The sequence below is a fragment of the Brucella rhizosphaerae genome, assembly GCF_002252475.1.
Taxonomy (GTDB): domain Bacteria; phylum Pseudomonadota; class Alphaproteobacteria; order Rhizobiales; family Rhizobiaceae; genus Brucella; species Brucella rhizosphaerae.
The window spans coordinates 214,709-230,224 of record NZ_NNRK01000025.1 but is presented as its reverse complement, the minus strand read 5'-3'; the positions used below and the strand labels follow the sequence as shown (position 1 = coordinate 230,224).

The window sequence follows — 15,516 nt, the reverse complement described above, 5'->3', positions numbered from 1 at the left end:
AAAGTCTGTAGTATTATGGCAACACCGATGCACATTGAAACTCGATAGAAATGTCCACTAGTATACAGTTAATAAACAACTAAATTGCATAGTACTCTGCTAATCACATTGCTCTCACGAACGTCATCGCCCTGCGCTGAACGGGATCTCGATCTTCCACTTTCATTAGAAAGCCCTCAGCAAACAGCGCCTTGGTGATCATGCTGACGCGCTTCTTGTCCGCTTCTTCATCAACGTCCAGCTGCAGTGCATAAGCAACGGCACGTCCTACCCAGTCCTTGGCCTGTGGTGCCGGCTTGTATGTACCGCCATTCACGACGCCCCGGATTGCTTCGCGCTCGTCATCAGTCAGGGTTTCGGCGACTTCCTCACTTGTCGGCCAAGCCCACGACGTTACGACTGGCGCATGATCTTGAGGCTTGGTAAGGCCCTGCCCGTTCCCCAGCGCTACACTCTCAAGCTTTCGCCAGTCAGCTTTATGCGAAAGAGGCGCGAGGTTAGCTTTTCCGTATGTCACAGAGAAATACGCAAACCGAGCTTCGTGTGTCAGGCCGGCCTCACTCGCCTGCGCTTCCGACATGCGGTTAAGCACGCGCACCGAACGCGCCGCACCTATCAGCGACACAGCACCGCGTGCGTCTTCGACGGTTGCTTCGCGGTCGCTTACCTTGCGCAGATGATGCACGATATCGATGGAGCAGTTCGTACGGTCGGCTACCTGAGCCCAGAGCTTGGCCACCTTGTCGATTGCGCCGTTGTCGTTTTCATTGACCTGGTGCGTCGACACGAACGGATCCACGATCATCACGTCTATGCCTAACTCAGAGATCGTTTCAACAACAGCTTCAACGACTGGCTCCTGAATACGCACGCCCTTCTTGTCATCGATCGCAATGACCAGTTCCTGCTCGCGACCGGTGTCGAGAAACAGATGCCCATCAATGTCAGCTGGCTTCAGATTGAAATGAATGCACGCTGCCATGATGCGGCGCTCAAGCTCATCGCGCGGATCTTCGGCATTGAACAGCCACACCTTCAGACGCTTCGGCGGCTTTGTGCCGTTGAGTGCTTTGCCTGATGCCATGGCCAGTGCTTCGATGATGCTGTTGGCCGTTTTACCAAGACCTCCTGGCGCGACCGTCACTGAAACGTACTTGCGAATGAAGTGCTTACCGAACGCAAATTCGCGCCTTGGCAGCGTAGACGGGTCTTTCCAGACGAACGGAGTCGCAATGATTGCTCGCACTTTTTCAATAAGTTGTACTGGTTTGATTATAGATGAATGGAGGTCGGCCTCTTGGGGCACTTCTTCGCTTTCGGAGCGCGCTTCTGCCTTAGCCAATCCATTGGCAATCATACGGCTGATATCGACCAGTCGCGTGTTGTCATTGTCGTTCTGTGGCACTGTTCGAGGACTACGTGCGCCGGCAGCAAGGCCGTTGTCGATTGTCTTAACGCAGCGCGGCCAGTCTCGGCCCCAGCCTCTGGCCACGTCCTGCAACAGCGCACGAGCTTCGGATTCAGCCAGAGCGCCAGCTCCGACAAATGTGCCCAAACGAAACGCGGCGTCGTTCAGTCGATTGTTGCGGTTACCCATCGGCTCAAGTGCAAGATCGTCCAGCTCAGACTGAACTGCACGCTCGACATAGCAGTCATTGATCGTGCCGCTAACAGACGGTGCTGCGGTGTATGTGCTTTCGTACGAGCGTGGCAGCACGAGATCCAGCAACCAGTCTGGCGCGTCGACCGGCTCTTGTTCCGATATCCAGCGATAAGGCAGGCCAACTTCCGGCACGCTCCCGGCCGCAATGACATAACCGCCGTCACCGCGTACATCGACCCCGGAACCAAGCGCGCCGCGATTGCGAACGCCCTGACGATGACGAAAGAAATAGTGACGGCCGCCGCTCGTCGTTTCTGCTGTTAGCGTTGTTGGGAGCGAGTCGTATTGCTGCTCAAGGAAGGCAAGCGTTTCGTCGCCGCCGTGTTTCGGATCAATGTCCAACACCCATGCACCTATAGGCGCACCTGTTGGCACGCCAATCATTGCGGAAGGGTTGCGGCGCCAGTATTCACGGACGATGCGCTCATTCAGCGTCGCGCCACGGAACCCGTTGCTGGTCAGCGGCGTTTTAGTAGCGAGGATTTCGATTTCGCCGGTGTGCTGGTCAATGATTTCTTCATCGCGGTAACGGCACGGAAAGACCGGCCAGTTGCGTGCCTGATAGGACAACGCGACGTCGAGCATTGGGTCTTCTGAGAACTGCCGACTGGAAATATTCTGCATGTGAACTCCTGAAGGAGGAAACTATGATTGAGAATGGCTATAAGGTTCGCCATGAACAGGACGGAACTTGGTCTGTTATTGAGTCATACAAAAATGAACCTGCCGAGTTCAAAGGTAAGCTTCAGACAGGGCTCACCGAGACAGAGGCGAATGAATGCCTGGTGCAAATTACCCGGACATTCATGGAACGGCAGCACGAAGGTGGAAGCGGACAATTGCCTTAAGCTGCGGTTGATCTTCTGCAACGCGCTGAATGATGTTATTCTGCATGAATAATCCTTGGAGCGCGTCCATGGCTGAAACCCGCTATGATATGAAGCAGATGCCAGACGGCACTTGGTCTGTGATTGATATTTTCACTGGCCTTGTGGCTATGGTAAATGACACCTATGTCACTGACCTCGATATTCAGGAGGCCGATGACATGATAGATTTACTGAACCGGCTTTATGCGCAGAGGCGTTCTGGCTCTGTGCAATGATTGTCATTGGCTGGTGACATCGGCATCAGGCGAGCAATCCTTTCGCCAATCCAACGGAACTTCGGCACTGCCCAGCTATTACCCAGAGCCTTGTAGCGCGGACCGTCAGGGCTATTAGGTTTGTTGCGCCAAGGGATATTGGTGTATTCGTCAGGGAAACCTTGCAGGCGCTCGCACTCGGTAGGTGTAAGACGGCGGACGGCCCATTGCTGCTGGATGTAGTCGCCACCCTGATTGCCGCCTACAGGTCCACCAGCCATCAAAGGCTGCGCGACGTCGACCTGAAGCGCCTTGTAATCCTTGCCGCTGTTCTGTGGCATGCTGGACCAAGCGACAGGTGCGCAAACAGCCACCTGACCACCCGCATTCTGATTGCCATCAACACTATTCATGGCCCTCAACGTTGGGCTAATTTCGCCAACCCCGAAACCACTTCGCCCTGATGCCTTGCAGTCGAAAGCTAGATAGGTTTGCTGATTCATTCCCGGTTCGGCCGCGAGTGCACCAGCTATTAAACCATCACCATTTACGATGCGCACTTCGTCGCGAGTATTCTGAGCGAAGGCAATCATCGTCTCAGTTTCATAGTCCTGTCGCCCCATGCCACCAGCATTCAGGCAGTGTGCCACACTGCCTGTTGATGAAATCAACCCACCATCTAAATCGAAGTCTGTTCCAAGTCCGCCACCGCCTGTAGGGCGTGCGCTAATTGTTGGGGCAATGTCTTTCCCCGTTTCTCGGCTCGGCGGAGTATTCCCTGACAAGCTCTTGCGCTCAAATAAAACCGCTGCGGGATCTGCGCCGTTTCCAAAATCTGCGATAACGACGACACGCTTGCGTCGTTGGGCCAATCCGAAATATTGAGCGTCGAGAATCCGCCAAGCGGCCCGTGCCCGCGGCCCGGCAACCATACCTGAGTTTGGCCATTTAGGCCCGTCTGGCGACTGCAAGGGATCATCTGCTCCGACAAGTCCTGCCAGGAAACATCCGAAGGCGTTGTCTTTTGTCGAGAGAACGCCGGGAACGTTTTCCCAGACGACGTTGCGAAGTCCATTTCCTGCTGCAAGCTCATGTGCAAGCTCCACAAAGGCTAGGGTTAAGTTACCGCGTGCATCGTCAAGCGACCTGCGCGCTCCCGCGATGGAAAACGCCTGACATGGCGTGCCACCGCAGAGGATATCGACGCGTCCGAGTGCGGACGTATCGATCTTGGTGAAATCTCCAAGATTCGGTACATCCGGATAATGATGCGCCAGCACAGCTGAAGGGAATTTCTCAATCTCGCTAAAAGCAACTGCCTTCCATCCGAGTGGATTCCACGCAACCGAAGCTGCTTCAATCCCGCTACACACGGACAAAAAGCGCAGTGCGTTATTGTCGTTCTCGTTTTTCATTATAATGGCGCCTTTCCTAAAAAGGAGCTGCTTTAAGAGCTTCCAGCATTCCTCGCCCGCAGCCTTCCCACGCGGCCTTCACCAGCATGCGCGCTTCGAGTTCGTCGCATTCAGCAAGGTCGGTTTTGCCTATAGTGCCAAGGAAAGCCCCAACAGCTTCAACACCCGTATCAAGGGCGCGCAGTTCGTAAGGGTCCAAGCGGCGGCGGTGCACGATGTGCTCAGCAATGTCTGCGCATTCCTTACATAACCAACGGATCGGTTCTTTGTGCTCCTGCACACCGAGACCGACAGCATGTCGGAGGCAGACGTGGCATTGGTCCGGATGGGTCATGCTGCGTCACCGAAAAGGCTGTGTTGCACTGGTTTTTGGACATTGTCGTTTGCTGGGTTCGGTTGCACTTTCTGGGCAACGACGGGCGCATCTGTAAATTCAACGCAAACGATCTCGCACATTGGAGAGACGCCTTTCCACTTATCGATGAAATAAGCAGTATCGACGCCGCAGCCTGTATCGAAATGCAGACCGGTCAACTCCTGGAACTTAACGGCTTTGCCACTGGTCTGACGTTCATAGCTATTCCGTCCGGAATAATTGAAGCCTGCCGACATTTGGGGGACGATGAACGTGCCGTAGTCTGCTAGGTGGGACGCAATATCAATTACGTGGAATTCGAAATCCTTGCCGCTGTATCTCGGAGAGTTTCTGGTCCGCTTGATGTTTCCGAACGGAGGGTTGCTAATCGCAGTGTCGAAGTGCCTCAGTCCCATATCGAGAACGTCAAATACGTCAGCGTGAATCCATTCTGCTTCTGGCAGCAACTTTTTCCCGACCTCAAGATACTCGGCATTACGCTCTACACAGGTAATTTGCGGCCTATTATCGTTGAAACTGCTACGCTGCCAAATTGCGTAAGATAGCATTCCAATCCCAGCACACAGGTCAATAATGCGACCGCCGCCAGCATCTATCGCAAAATCAAAAGCCATATCGAATGGGGTGAAGAAAGCACCTGCTGCGCCGTTTACGTGGTTCGCGCCCTCGTTCCAGTTGCGATATACGAATTCCTTATCATCTTCCGACAACCGTTCTTGCTGAAGGATGGCAACTGCTTGAGAGTGCGCCTTTGCTTGAGCCTTCGTGAGTTTCGCCATTAAGCCACCCTCCCCAGCAAATCTTGGTTATCATTGGCAGCCACATACTTCTCAGACTCGTTGCCCCATGAAGACCAACCCGGCCACGCTTGACGAGCGAAGAGCTCGAGATAAGGACCGTCGACCAGCTTCTCGATGCGTCCGTATTGCTCATCGGGCTTGCGGGAATGCTCGCGGCGCGGAGCCTTGATAAGGGAGCGCACGCCCTTCGATAGACGGCGAGGCTTGCCCCGCTTGAACAAGTGACAGATTTCTACTTCCTGCCGTGTCCAGTAACCCATGCCCATGCGGCCTTTGTCCCAGACAAAAGCAACACTGACAGGTTTGAATCCCCACGCGGCAGCCACATCGATTGCAGCGGCCTGCAGGTGCGAAACCGTCCACATAAACAACAAACAGTCGCGAGCGCATACCTGTTCGACACGCAGCGCTTTGATATCGTCAAGTGACATTACACCGTAAGGCTGACGGCCTCGTGCCGGCGCAACGTCTTTTTTTCCGTACGTTCTGAAAGACCATGGCGGGTCCGCAAGGACGCAGCCAAAAGGCCCGCTGGGTAGCTCTTCCTGCATTCATTCTCTCCTCGTGTGTGGCAACCCGCCAGTTGGTGGATGGCGGGGTGGTTGCTATAAGTGTTTATCGATTCTTCTTTGGCGTGGGGCCCTATGGAAAAGTGGAAATCTTGGGCGATTGGCATTGCATCTACGTGGGCGCTGCTGGCATTTGTTGCGTGGCACTATGAGAGCACATGCGGAATGTTTCTGAGTGGCGCTTGTTTCTCTGAATTCCTTGAGTGGGTGAGATGGATTATCCTGTTGAAGTGGGTGAACCCTTACCAACAACTACTCGCGGGATTGGCTGCAGTCGCAGGCGGTGCATTTGTTATTTTTTCGGGACGAGAACAAATAAGACATCTCAGAGAAACTCGCGAGCGCGGGCGTATAGACAATGCACTTGATGGATTCTACACGATCGGAACGATGGTCAGTGACTATCGTCGGCAAATAACGAGGGATTCTGCACGAGCGGCTCCTGTTCCTATTCCTACTCCAGAACCATCGTTGTTGAGGGATTTAAATTATATAAGCCCGCAGCTTGCGCAGCATTTTCTGCGCGTAAAATGGCACACAGAAAATTTCAATCGACGTTGCACAACCAACAACGATTACTTCAGATTAAATCGTCAGTATCAAATTGGATATGCTACTTGTTTGTTTCAGATGTTTAGCCAAATCGGAAAGGAAGCTGGCGGGAATCCTGAGTTTAAACCTCGACTCGTTCTTTCTTCATTCAACTTTGATCAAGAATCCGTCGAGAGAGCCTGCGAGAAACACGATCTGCAGAAGAAACATCTTGGAAACTTCTATAAGTTCTTTCCTATTACCTCGTTGGCTATACAACCCTCACGCTAATCCTTGCTTCCTTACCCATCACCTAGCCACCCTTTCCTCACGCACCTTGAAACCAGGCACCTGACGCATACCAGCGCGCACTGTTTCCTCGGCCATTGCCTGCACGACAGCTTTGAAACGCTCGGGTGCTCTGCCATATGCCCAATCCAAAGCTATGCCTTCGTCAATCATATCAGCGTGCCAGACCGAACGCAGACCAGTGCCAGTAGTAGCGGCTTTATCTTCGCGCTTGGCCCAACGGTCGGCTTGTTTCGCCTCCTTGACCAGTTCCTCGGCCTGTTCGCGTGCTTCCAGATTGCCAGCGCTCGCCTGCATGGCTTCCTGTGCCTCGCGGATTACGCGGTCGGCTTCCTCACGCGCTGCACGTGCCGCAGCTTCCTTTTCGGCGGCAACCTTATTGCGCCATGGGGTCAGCAGCCCTTGGAGCACTTCCTTGCCGAGCACGACTTTGCCTTTTCCTGACGTCTTAGTGTTTCCGATCAACTTGTTGTAGCGCGTCTGAATTTCAGCCTTGGCATCGTCGTGCGGCTTAGCTTCGTCCTTGCGAACCTCGTCAGCACGCTTGCCAGCGTCATGCAGCTTGTCGTGCAGTTCGGTAACGGCTTCGGCTAATGCAGCACTGTCAATCGCTTCGCCGTCCGCGAAATTCTTAGATTCATCGAACAGGTCTTCGATTTCCTGTCTGATCGCTTCATATGCAGAGGTTGGCGGGTTGTTGTGGCCCATCTCTGCCACGGCAGCAATGGTATATGGATCGAAGGTAACATCCGTCATTTCATACTCCTCGTGTGGTTAGCTGGTGAGGCCGGTAATGCTCATTGTGGTGGCGTCGCCACTCGGTGCAAGCCTTCATCCGTAAAAATTCAAATTTATTTTTGGAACCAATATGCACCCATTCGCATTTCTCCACCGACGTTAATGTCAAGATTTTATTAGGAGAATTTAAATGCGTCGTATTCTGTTAGCTGCTGTCGCTACTGTTGCACTCGCTTCTTTTGCAAACGCTCAAACGGCTACAACAACGGAAACAGAAGTCTTTGTGACAGCGAAGCCAACTGACGTTCTTACGAACAACATCATCAATCTTGATATCGTAAACTCGAAAGATGAAACCATCGGCAAAATTCAGGATCTCGTGATCTCTGAAGGCAATCTTACAGGTTATATCGTTTCAGTCGGTGGCTTCCTCGGCGTCGGTGAAAAGTATGTAACTGTCGCACCGCAGAATGTCGAAATTCTCTATTCAGAGAACGATAAGAAGTGGTCAGCGAAGATGGACACGACCAAGGAGGCGCTCGAAAAGGCTCCTGAGTTCAAGTATGAAGGTCGTTGGGCGAAGTAATCAGCCCCTTTCTGAGTTAGTGAGGAGCGGCTTTCGGGCCGCTCTTTTTTTAGAACGGAATCTCGTCGTCGAGCAGCTCCGAAAGTCCGATAGAAACATTGTCGTTCACAGGCTCCGGCACATTGTCGTTGTCGGCATCCGCTCCGAGCATCAGGCCTGCCCGCACGTCTTTCACATTCCAATATTTACCGTTTGGCACGACGCTGATTTCGTCAGTAGTGAGCAGTTCACGCTGGCGTTCAAGCCATTCCAAAACCGTCTTTGGAAACGGCCGCTGGCCTCCATGTTGCGTCCACCATCGATGCGCCTTACTTTGCGCAAATCCGGTATGCTGCGGACACAGCCATTCATTAATCTGCGTATAGCCTGCGATGTAGCTGCATTTGACAGACGGGGGCTTGTCGCCCTTGCCTTCGTGGAAATGGAACGTCCTGCCTGTCACCTTGCGCCATTCGGCTTCTGCCGTGCTGACAATCGGTACGTCCGCAGCCTGTCGGGTTAATTTCTCTTCCTCATTCGGAGGAAAGTCATAGCCGCAGCATGGGCATTTCATCAGAGAGATATGCACTTTCTCGCCGCAACCTGTAATCCCGAAAGCATCAGGCTCTTGAGGGCAGATCTTGATTGGCGGATCGCCAGTGCCGGCGCTCGGGGCTTTAGGCTCAACCATATCAACTGGCCCATGCCGATCGACAAGCTTGGCGAAGTCCAGCACAAGGCAATTCCGCTTCGGTCCAGCAGCAATAGCATCTAAGCGTTGCTCAACCGTATCCAGCGGCGCACCGGCCTTATAGAGTGGACGAGTGCCTCGACCGGCCATTTGTACATACAAGCTTAAGGACAAAGTTGGTCGGCAAAATGCAATTAAATCAACGCCCTTATGATTAAATCCTGTAGTAAGAACTGAATTGTTTGTCACGCACTGGATACGGTAGGCTTTGAAGTCCTCAAGAATGCGACGGCGTTCTTCTTTTGGCGTATCGCCTGTCACTGCCTCGCACGTAATGCCCCGCGATCTTATCACGTCGCGCACGTCCAGAGCGGCTTTGACGCCGGCACAGAAGCAAAGCCATGAACGACGATCTGCACCTTTTGCAACGATCTCAGACACGACCGCCTCGTTAAGGTCGGCTTTATTAATCGCCGCTTCAAGCGCACCCTGCTTGTAGTCACCGCCGAGACGACCCACGCCTTTCACGTCATATTCCGTGGCGGTAGGCTTGCTCGTGAGAGGAGCAAGGAAGCCGTCGCGGATTCCATCAGCAACGCCATAGGTATGAACGACACGGTCAAACAACCGATCCTCACCTTCATCAAGGCGACCGCTATCCAGACGATAAGGCGTTGCGGTCAAGCCGAGAATCTTCATATCTGGATTGATCTCAAGCAGCGCATCAATGAACTTTCGATACATCGTGTTGCTGTTCACGGGAATTGTATGGCACTCATCGACCATAAGGACGTCGATGTGCCCTATCTGCGCGGTCTTATTGTGCACCGTTTGAATGCCCGCGAACACGATCTGACTGCGCGCATCTCGACGACCAAGGCCAGCAGAATAGATGCCTGCCGGTGCAAACGGCCAGATGCCGAGCAACTCAAGATAATTCTGCTGAATCAGCTCCGCCACATGAGTAATGACCATCACGCGCATATCTGGCCAGCCTTCAACCAGGCGCTGGATAAGAGACGCCATAACCATCGACTTGCCGGTGCCTGTCGCAAGATCAACAAGCGGATTGCCTGCCTCCTCTTGCCAATAGTCGAAAACGGCGTCTATTGCTTCTGACTGGTAGTTTCGTAAGGTTAGCATGTTGGGGGCGTTACCTTGTCTGATAAAGAGAACGTAGAAAAAGAAAACGAGCAGTTTTCTTCATCGATTTTGTATGTGGCGACAGCTGTTTATGTCGGCGTTTGCGCGATGGTTTTTGGCGCGCTCTATACTCGACATCAGAGTTTTGGCGATGCGTTTCTAAAACTGATGGCAGACTACGGAACGATCCTTGCAGGCATCCCGGTTCTGGTTGCTGTGGTCGTTGCTAAGCAACAATTGGATGCTAATCGCAGGCAGCATGTGGCGACTATCAAGCGAAGCGTACAAAAAGAGTTAGATGTACTTCGAGCATATGAAAAACTGTCCGAAACCATCCAAAACCTATATGTAGAAGATGAGAATATTTCCATTGGGTACTTGCGCGCATTTGGTGATTTTATCGATCGGCGGATTGATACAATAAATTCTTATACTTCTCCCCTAATTGATCCAGATCTGCCATTGGAAATGACCGCCATTAAGCATCAATCATCACGATCTCTGGAGTTTATGAAGAAACACATCGATAATAAAATAGAGATTCAAACCATAAAGGAGATAAGATTACTCAAATTAACCGATCCGTTGTCTGTTAATGGTAGAAACCCTTTTCTGCTTAATAGACATTACTTTAAAACCGTACTGCAACTTGATGAAAGTGTGGAAATTTTGGAAAAAGAGTGTCGTGAAAGTCTATTTTCCGCCCGTGCCATGTTCTTAAAATGCCTTGACGGTGCGCTTAAAGTGACCCGGTTGGTAGAAGAAGAACGATCTCGCCTCTCCCAATACTGGTCCTAACCCTTAGCGCCATCCACCCAAACCTCACCGCTCTTCATTCGATAAGTGATCGTTTCTGCATCCTCGTCGACATCGATCTGCTCACCATTCACCATGCCTGGTAGGTACAAATGCGCCGGGCAGCCGTCGCGTTGTTCATCGATCGACAAAGGCTTTGCCCATCGTGCGCATGAGATATGGCAATCACCGCCGCTTTCTGGCTGAGCATGGAGGCATGTTCGGCAGTTCACACGCGGCTGCGCATCATGATGACAAACCGCCTTATGCTTGCAGAACATGCAGCCAAAAAACTCCGGGTTTTCGCTAATTCTGCTCGGCGGCATATCCGAAAACACGATGCGTTCGCACCGCGCAACGAGCCGTAAGCAGAATTCCAGATCGTATTCGATGCGCTCTGAATAGAGACTGTCGCTGTCCTTGCACAACACGAGATATAGACACCGGCTCAAACCGAAGGCATGCATTCCAAGCTGGCACTGCGCATAATGAAGTGGCTTTGCTTTCTGACAGCCATCCTTAACAATCAGCGCGAACCCCTTGGCGTTGCTCGATTTAAACTCCAGCAAGTGCTCTGTCTTCGACGCCTCCGGCACATTCATTGCCTTGCCATCGCACTTGCCACGCACGAAGCCTGACACCAGCCGGATTTTGTCTTGCTGCCCGTATACATCGACCCCGATGCTCTCGAGGTCAGCGACGAGCCGGTCTTCCTCGATGTTACCCGTTTCAAACAAGCGCAGCTGCCGGCCACTATGGACTTCGTGAGCAGATGCCCAGCGGAAGCCATACCAAAGCGCCCTGTCGCATTCCGTGCCTGCCTCGCCCACGCTGATGCCCCACGAGTCCCAGGATTTCGCCTGGGCTTCGTAAGCAGCGTAGATCGCGCCGACAGTTGTTGATTGTGGTATGGGGAGTGGTGCCATTAAGCCGAACCAGTTTCCAGCTGAGAAACCCAACCTTGAGCGGCATCGAACGTGGAGAACGCGCCAGAGCAGATGCGCGAACGCATCCCCTCCGAGGTCACGTAGGTTTCGATGATCCGAAATGGCCGATATGTTTCGGGTGAGACCTGCTTGAATATCGCGAAGACGCTTTTCATGGTCCTACACCCGCATCGGCATAATTACGCACCTATATCCCGGCCTGCTTGCGCATGTTACCAATGCTGGCGAACCGGAGTCGGCCATCGACATCGTGACTTCATCAGCGCCAAATGCCGCCATGAGATCGTTGACATACTGACCGTTGAATCCAATCGTCAGCGGCTCTGCGCTAAATGAAACTTCCATCTCCTCAGTCGCATCACCGCGATCTGGGTTGGCCACATTCAGCGTCAGGGCATCAGATGCAAACGAGAAGCGCACGCCCCTGCCCCGTTCATTGGCGATAACTGATGTGCGGCCGACGGCTTCGCGCAGTGCTTTAGCCGACAGCGTAGCGACACGCTCTGATGGCTTTGGAATAACCCGCTCGTAATCCGGATATGTGCCGTCGACGAGTTTCGACACGATTACAGTAGAACCGCTTTCGACCATGATCTTGTTTGACGACAGCGACACCGACACAACGCCGGTCGGTAGCAATGACAGCAGTTTGTTGGGCAGAATGACCGACGCAAACGATGCTTCCTGCTCGATACGTGTCGACGCTAGGCGATGACCATCTGTCGCCGTGGCAACGATATGGCCGTCCTTTGCTTCCAGAAAGACGCCGTTCAAATAAAAGCGGGTCTCGTCGGTGCTTACTGCAAACTGGACAGTCTGCACGAGCGATGCCAGATCGAACTCGATCGTGGTATCGAAGCTTCCGCGATTGAAGGACGGGAAGTCAGCCGCTGGTAGCGTATCCAGCTTGAAACGGCTCTTTCCAGATTTGATGACCAGATGATCGCCATCGGCTTCCAGCATAACGTCGCCCGTTGCCTTCTTGGCAATATCCAGAAGCAGCTTGCCTGCAACAGTTACAGTGCCGTCCTGGCTGTCCAGAACCGGCAAGCTGGTGCTGATTTCCAGATCAAGATTTGTACCGGTGATGCTCAACTGTCCATTGTCCGCGGACAAAAGCACGTTGCCAAGAATTGGAATTGTCGTTCTGGCCTCAACTGCCTTTGTCACGGTCGACAAGGCGTGCGCAAGCTGTGCTCGATCAAGCGTTACCCGCATGGGTTTCTCCTCGTGTTGGTGGTGTTAGGCGCGGCTGGTGACCGCGCCGTGGTTGGTTTAGGCCGCTAGAGGCCAGCCGTCTTCATCAAGTTCAGGCGGAACAAATTCGATGCCATTGAGATCGGCAAGGTGTTCCAGAAGCGCTTCGGCATTACCCGGCATATTATCGTTGACCGGTTGCACCCATGGTTCACTTTCGGCATCCTCAACAGTCAGCGCCTCGATAGCCGCTTCAATGGTGAAAGGTTTGTCCTCGTTTCCAAGTACAACCTTGTCACCGTAAGCGCCGCCGATCTGGTCCTTGAGGTCTTCCCAAGTTTCGATCTTCACGCCGCGAACGGCCAAGGCAACTTTCATGATGTCGCCTTTCCCAATGGTGTAGCCGCGCTGTTGGTATTTCAGGACGCGGGTAGCTGACGCGAGTGGATAACGTGTACCAGCATTGAATTTCAGAAAGCGCTGGCTGTTGTGCTTCAGAAAGTCAGGATGAAAGGCAAATCCGGAGTCGGGGCTATTGGCGCCCGCGTCCAGATCCACCGCGCCCATGCAAACGGTAAAATCAAAGGCGTCAAAAATAGACTGGGCACTTGGGAAGAAGTCAAAATACATCAGCTGAGCAATATTGTTGCTCTGATCGGTGAACGTCACCGCGCGCTTACTGGCTGCAACGCACCATAAGCCTTCCTCATATGCATCATAAACAGCTCGCTCGAATGCGCGGCGAGATTTGAAATAGAGATCAACGTCATTGATTTCAGCGCCTGTAAATACGCTCGTTACTGCGCCGCCAGCAACGAAGGCGCCGTCAAAGCGTATTGGAAGCGCACCATCGATCTGTCTGCGCTCGGATACATAAGCCATACAAAACTCCTCGTGTTCGGTTCGGTTGGCCACCGGCGCGAAAGCACCGGTAGCCAGTTATAGATCAGCCCTTAGACCAAGGACGGCTGCCCGCAGCTTTTGCAGCCTGCGCTGGCTTGTTATCGTTTGCAGCCGCTGCCCTATTGTCATTTGCAGCTACCGGACGCGAAGTAGGTTGCTGAACGTCAATTGACGCTTCTGGCACGTTGTTTTCGTCTGGGAAGAAGTATTTCTTGATCTCAGCGCGCGCGGGGTACTGGCCGTCTTTTGAAGGCTTACCGAGAGCCACACGAACGGTGAACGACTTGAAAAGCAGGTCGTCAGTATCTTCGACCGCCGACACTTCAATCGCGCGGCAAAGGCTGGCAAATTGCTTTTGGCCGATCTCCTGCGCGGTCGGATTCTTGTTCTCAATGTTGTAGTTACTGAACATCTTACGCTCGGCATAATCTGCCGGTTCAAGCACCTTCATTGTGGTTTTCAAAACGGTGCCGCTGCCGGTCGATGTCGGAGTAACATCAGCCGCTTCGATCTCCATCTTATATGTGCCATTCGGCAGTTCGGAATAATCCGACTGCGTCGTGTCGTGTTGGGTGGCGTCAAACGCCGTTCCAAGTCTCGCCATGTATTAGTTCCTCGTGTTGGTGGTGTGGTATTTGAATGCGCAGAATGAATGCGCCGATTAAGGTTTTGCGCGGAACACGGTTGGTCGAAAGAACCCACCGATGAAGCCAAGCGCAGCGCCGATCTGCCAAAGTGACAAGTGACCGGCATTGACGCCTAAAGCGGTGAGGAATGACTGCACAGTTTCAGTGAAGAAGAAGCCGACAACCCATCCCGAGAACGCGCCGAAGAGAACGCCGATCAGTGGTGCAAAGAAAAGGATGGCGGCAACGGTAACCAGTCCTGCCAGTGCTTTTTCCATTATGCGGCGTCCCTTTGCGCCGCATTGTCATTCGCAACCGGCCAGTACTTCGCCAGTTCAGTAAAACCCTGCCCTTTGCGGTATGGAACAGCATCAGGCATTGAATAGCGGTTCTTGGCATTGAAGCCTGCACCTTCATTCAGATGGATCTGGCGTTCTTTGCCGCCCTCAGCATGTGCGACCTTTGTCTGGCGCGCAACTTCCTTTTCCTTGATGGAAACGCGGTAGTTCATGAATGCGACGACGTCAGACTTTTCACGAACCAGTGCATTTGCTCGCTTATGCAACTTAGGCTGGTATCGTGAATATGGATCGGTTGTAGGGCTGTCGAAGCGCACGATTTCAGGGTGCGCAAGGATGACCACATAAATGCCAGCCTGCGCCACGGCGGATAAAGCCGACATCAGTTCATTCCATTCGGTATCGGCCTCCACGTAGCCTTTACCGAACCCGGCTTCCTCAATGCTGGTGATGCCAAGACGGGCACAGGTCGCAGCCCAGACAAGCGGTTCTAAGCCGTCGGCGCTATCGAGGATGACGGTGCGCCGATCATGTTCTTCCGTGAGCAGCTCGCCAATGATATTCAGCAGATCTTCAAAGCTTTCAATCGTGCCTGGCGTTGCCATTTCAACATCAGACGGCGGTCGCTCGCCTTCTGTTGCAAGATAGATTGGATCAGGAAACTCAGCGGCAAGGCTGGTCTTGCCGATGCCGTCGACGCCATACAAAAGCATGACTGGCGGGTCGTTTCTCTTCGTAGACTTGAGGCTTGATAGGCTGATAGCCATAAATAACTCCTCGTGTGGTTTTGGTCGGTGGTCAGTGGGTAAGTTGGATGGCGATCATCATGGCTAGCAAAACAAGTGAGCCAATCAGCCAGACCGGC

At 53.0% G+C, this 15,516-nt stretch carries 19 protein-coding genes; 5 read left to right on the top strand and 14 right to left on the bottom strand.

The window, feature by feature from the left end; genetic code table 11:
• Positions 1-103: 103 nt before the first annotated feature.
• Positions 104-2,287: a bifunctional DNA primase/polymerase gene (locus CEV32_RS08690; protein WP_235818775.1), complete on the bottom strand. Its 2,184-nt coding sequence runs from the start codon at positions 2,285-2,287 to the stop codon at positions 104-106.
• 23 nt (positions 2,288-2,310) lie between these two features.
• On the opposite strand from CEV32_RS08690, the gene CEV32_RS08685 reads away from it, so the two are divergent.
• On the top strand, positions 2,311-2,511 hold the full coding sequence (locus tag CEV32_RS08685) for a hypothetical protein (RefSeq protein ID WP_235818774.1): 201 nt from the start codon (positions 2,311-2,313) through the stop codon (positions 2,509-2,511).
• A 68-nt stretch (positions 2,512-2,579) separates the two neighbouring features.
• Complete coding sequence (locus CEV32_RS08680) at positions 2,580-2,768, top strand: hypothetical protein (RefSeq protein ID WP_094576262.1); 189 nt, start codon at positions 2,580-2,582, stop codon at positions 2,766-2,768.
• Here CEV32_RS08680 and CEV32_RS08675 read toward each other — a convergent pair.
• Genes CEV32_RS08675 through CEV32_RS08660 form a run of 4 tightly spaced genes read right to left on the bottom strand, consistent with a single transcriptional unit; the run spans position 2,735 to position 5,889 of the window.
• Positions 2,735-4,162 carry a DNA cytosine methyltransferase gene (locus tag CEV32_RS08675; protein ID WP_094576260.1) on the bottom strand — a complete coding sequence of 476 codons (1,428 nt, stop codon included), beginning with the start codon at positions 4,160-4,162 and terminating at the stop codon, positions 2,735-2,737. The genes CEV32_RS08680 and CEV32_RS08675 overlap by 34 nt on opposite strands.
• 16 nt (positions 4,163-4,178) lie before the next feature.
• Complete coding sequence (locus CEV32_RS08670) at positions 4,179-4,496, bottom strand: DUF6511 domain-containing protein (protein WP_094576258.1); 318 nt, start codon at positions 4,494-4,496, stop codon at positions 4,179-4,181.
• Complete coding sequence (locus CEV32_RS08665) at positions 4,493-5,317, bottom strand: methyltransferase (RefSeq protein WP_094576256.1); 825 nt, start codon at positions 5,315-5,317, stop codon at positions 4,493-4,495. Before CEV32_RS08665 ends, CEV32_RS08670 begins: the two co-directional genes overlap by 4 nt.
• Positions 5,317-5,889 carry an MT-A70 family methyltransferase gene (locus CEV32_RS08660; protein WP_094576254.1) on the bottom strand — a complete coding sequence of 191 codons (573 nt, stop codon included), beginning with the start codon at positions 5,887-5,889 and terminating at the stop codon, positions 5,317-5,319. The genes CEV32_RS08665 and CEV32_RS08660 overlap by 1 nt, the downstream gene beginning before the upstream one ends.
• A 93-nt stretch (positions 5,890-5,982) precedes the next feature.
• Between CEV32_RS08660 and CEV32_RS08655 the strand changes: the two genes are divergently transcribed.
• Positions 5,983-6,729: a hypothetical protein gene (locus CEV32_RS08655; protein WP_143128804.1), complete on the top strand. Its 747-nt coding sequence runs from the start codon at positions 5,983-5,985 to the stop codon at positions 6,727-6,729.
• A gap of 18 nt (positions 6,730-6,747) precedes the next feature.
• Here CEV32_RS08655 and CEV32_RS08650 read toward each other — a convergent pair whose 3' ends face one another.
• The gene (locus tag CEV32_RS08650; RefSeq protein ID WP_094576250.1) at positions 6,748-7,503 is read right to left on the bottom strand and encodes a hypothetical protein; all 756 of its coding nucleotides are present in this window, start codon (positions 7,501-7,503) and stop codon (positions 6,748-6,750) included.
• Positions 7,504-7,675: 172 nt separating this feature from the next.
• Between CEV32_RS08650 and CEV32_RS08645 the strand changes: the two genes are divergently transcribed.
• Positions 7,676-8,071, top strand: coding sequence for a PRC-barrel domain-containing protein (locus CEV32_RS08645; protein WP_094576248.1), 396 nt, complete (start codon positions 7,676-7,678; stop codon positions 8,069-8,071).
• A 49-nt stretch (positions 8,072-8,120) separates the two neighbouring features.
• Here the strand turns inward: CEV32_RS08645 and CEV32_RS08640 are convergent, their stop codons facing one another.
• Positions 8,121-9,884: a DEAD/DEAH box helicase gene (locus CEV32_RS08640; protein ID WP_094576247.1), complete on the bottom strand. Its 1,764-nt coding sequence runs from the start codon at positions 9,882-9,884 to the stop codon at positions 8,121-8,123.
• Between the two features lie 15 nt (positions 9,885-9,899).
• Between CEV32_RS08640 and CEV32_RS08635 the strand changes: the two genes are divergently transcribed.
• Complete coding sequence (locus CEV32_RS08635) at positions 9,900-10,682, top strand: hypothetical protein (RefSeq protein ID WP_094576245.1); 783 nt, start codon at positions 9,900-9,902, stop codon at positions 10,680-10,682.
• Here CEV32_RS08635 and CEV32_RS08630 read toward each other — a convergent pair.
• From CEV32_RS08630 to CEV32_RS08605, 7 genes are all read right to left on the bottom strand, one after another.
• Entirely contained in the window at positions 10,679-11,605 is a 927-nt protein-coding gene (locus CEV32_RS08630) for a PDDEXK family nuclease (RefSeq protein ID WP_094576243.1), read from the bottom strand. The two genes, CEV32_RS08635 and CEV32_RS08630, sit on opposite strands and share 4 nt — an antisense overlap.
• Positions 11,605-11,781, bottom strand: a complete 177-nt coding sequence (locus CEV32_RS23650) for a hypothetical protein (RefSeq protein WP_167382773.1) — start codon at positions 11,779-11,781, stop codon at positions 11,605-11,607. Before CEV32_RS23650 ends, CEV32_RS08630 begins: the two co-directional genes overlap by 1 nt.
• 4 nt (positions 11,782-11,785) lie before the next feature.
• The gene (gene dnaN, locus CEV32_RS08625; RefSeq protein WP_094576241.1) at positions 11,786-12,844 is read right to left on the bottom strand and encodes a DNA polymerase III subunit beta; all 1,059 of its coding nucleotides are present in this window, start codon (positions 12,842-12,844) and stop codon (positions 11,786-11,788) included.
• Between the two features lie 57 nt (positions 12,845-12,901).
• A complete protein-coding gene (locus CEV32_RS08620; RefSeq protein ID WP_094576239.1) occupies positions 12,902-13,705 on the bottom strand; it encodes a hypothetical protein in 804 nt (267 codons plus the stop codon).
• A gap of 64 nt (positions 13,706-13,769) precedes the next feature.
• Positions 13,770-14,330: a DUF669 domain-containing protein gene (locus CEV32_RS08615; RefSeq protein WP_094576237.1), complete on the bottom strand. Its 561-nt coding sequence runs from the start codon at positions 14,328-14,330 to the stop codon at positions 13,770-13,772.
• 57 nt (positions 14,331-14,387) lie between these two features.
• Entirely contained in the window at positions 14,388-14,630 is a 243-nt protein-coding gene (locus CEV32_RS08610) for a hypothetical protein (RefSeq protein WP_094576235.1), read from the bottom strand.
• Positions 14,630-15,418 carry an ATP-binding protein gene (locus tag CEV32_RS08605; RefSeq protein ID WP_094576234.1) on the bottom strand — a complete coding sequence of 263 codons (789 nt, stop codon included), beginning with the start codon at positions 15,416-15,418 and terminating at the stop codon, positions 14,630-14,632. The genes CEV32_RS08610 and CEV32_RS08605 overlap by 1 nt, the downstream gene beginning before the upstream one ends.
• Positions 15,419-15,516 lie beyond the last annotated feature (98 nt).

Coding starts and splice junctions, on each gene's coding strand:
- CEV32_RS08690 (WP_235818775.1), bottom strand. CDS start 2,287: ATGCAGAATATTTCCAGTCGGCAGTTCTCAGAAGACCCAATGCTCGAC.
- CEV32_RS08685 (WP_235818774.1), top strand. CDS start 2,311: ATGATTGAGAATGGCTATAAGGTTCGCCATGAACAGGACGGAACTTGG.
- CEV32_RS08680 (WP_094576262.1), top strand. CDS start 2,580: ATGGCTGAAACCCGCTATGATATGAAGCAGATGCCAGACGGCACTTGG.
- CEV32_RS08675 (WP_094576260.1), bottom strand. CDS start 4,162: ATGAAAAACGAGAACGACAATAACGCACTGCGCTTTTTGTCCGTGTGT.
- CEV32_RS08670 (WP_094576258.1), bottom strand. CDS start 4,496: ATGACCCATCCGGACCAATGCCACGTCTGCCTCCGACATGCTGTCGGT.
- CEV32_RS08665 (WP_094576256.1), bottom strand. CDS start 5,317: ATGGCGAAACTCACGAAGGCTCAAGCAAAGGCGCACTCTCAAGCAGTT.
- CEV32_RS08660 (WP_094576254.1), bottom strand. CDS start 5,889: ATGCAGGAAGAGCTACCCAGCGGGCCTTTTGGCTGCGTCCTTGCGGAC.
- CEV32_RS08655 (WP_143128804.1), top strand. CDS start 5,983: ATGGAAAAGTGGAAATCTTGGGCGATTGGCATTGCATCTACGTGGGCG.
- CEV32_RS08650 (WP_094576250.1), bottom strand. CDS start 7,503: ATGACGGATGTTACCTTCGATCCATATACCATTGCTGCCGTGGCAGAG.
- CEV32_RS08645 (WP_094576248.1), top strand. CDS start 7,676: ATGCGTCGTATTCTGTTAGCTGCTGTCGCTACTGTTGCACTCGCTTCT.
- CEV32_RS08640 (WP_094576247.1), bottom strand. CDS start 9,884: ATGCTAACCTTACGAAACTACCAGTCAGAAGCAATAGACGCCGTTTTC.
- CEV32_RS08630 (WP_094576243.1), bottom strand. CDS start 11,605: ATGGCACCACTCCCCATACCACAATCAACAACTGTCGGCGCGATCTAC.
- CEV32_RS23650 (WP_167382773.1), bottom strand. CDS start 11,781: ATGAAAAGCGTCTTCGCGATATTCAAGCAGGTCTCACCCGAAACATAT.
- dnaN (WP_094576241.1), bottom strand. CDS start 12,844: ATGCGGGTAACGCTTGATCGAGCACAGCTTGCGCACGCCTTGTCGACC.
- CEV32_RS08620 (WP_094576239.1), bottom strand. CDS start 13,705: ATGGCTTATGTATCCGAGCGCAGACAGATCGATGGTGCGCTTCCAATA.
- CEV32_RS08615 (WP_094576237.1), bottom strand. CDS start 14,330: ATGGCGAGACTTGGAACGGCGTTTGACGCCACCCAACACGACACGACG.
- CEV32_RS08610 (WP_094576235.1), bottom strand. CDS start 14,630: ATGGAAAAAGCACTGGCAGGACTGGTTACCGTTGCCGCCATCCTTTTC.
- CEV32_RS08605 (WP_094576234.1), bottom strand. CDS start 15,418: ATGGCTATCAGCCTATCAAGCCTCAAGTCTACGAAGAGAAACGACCCG.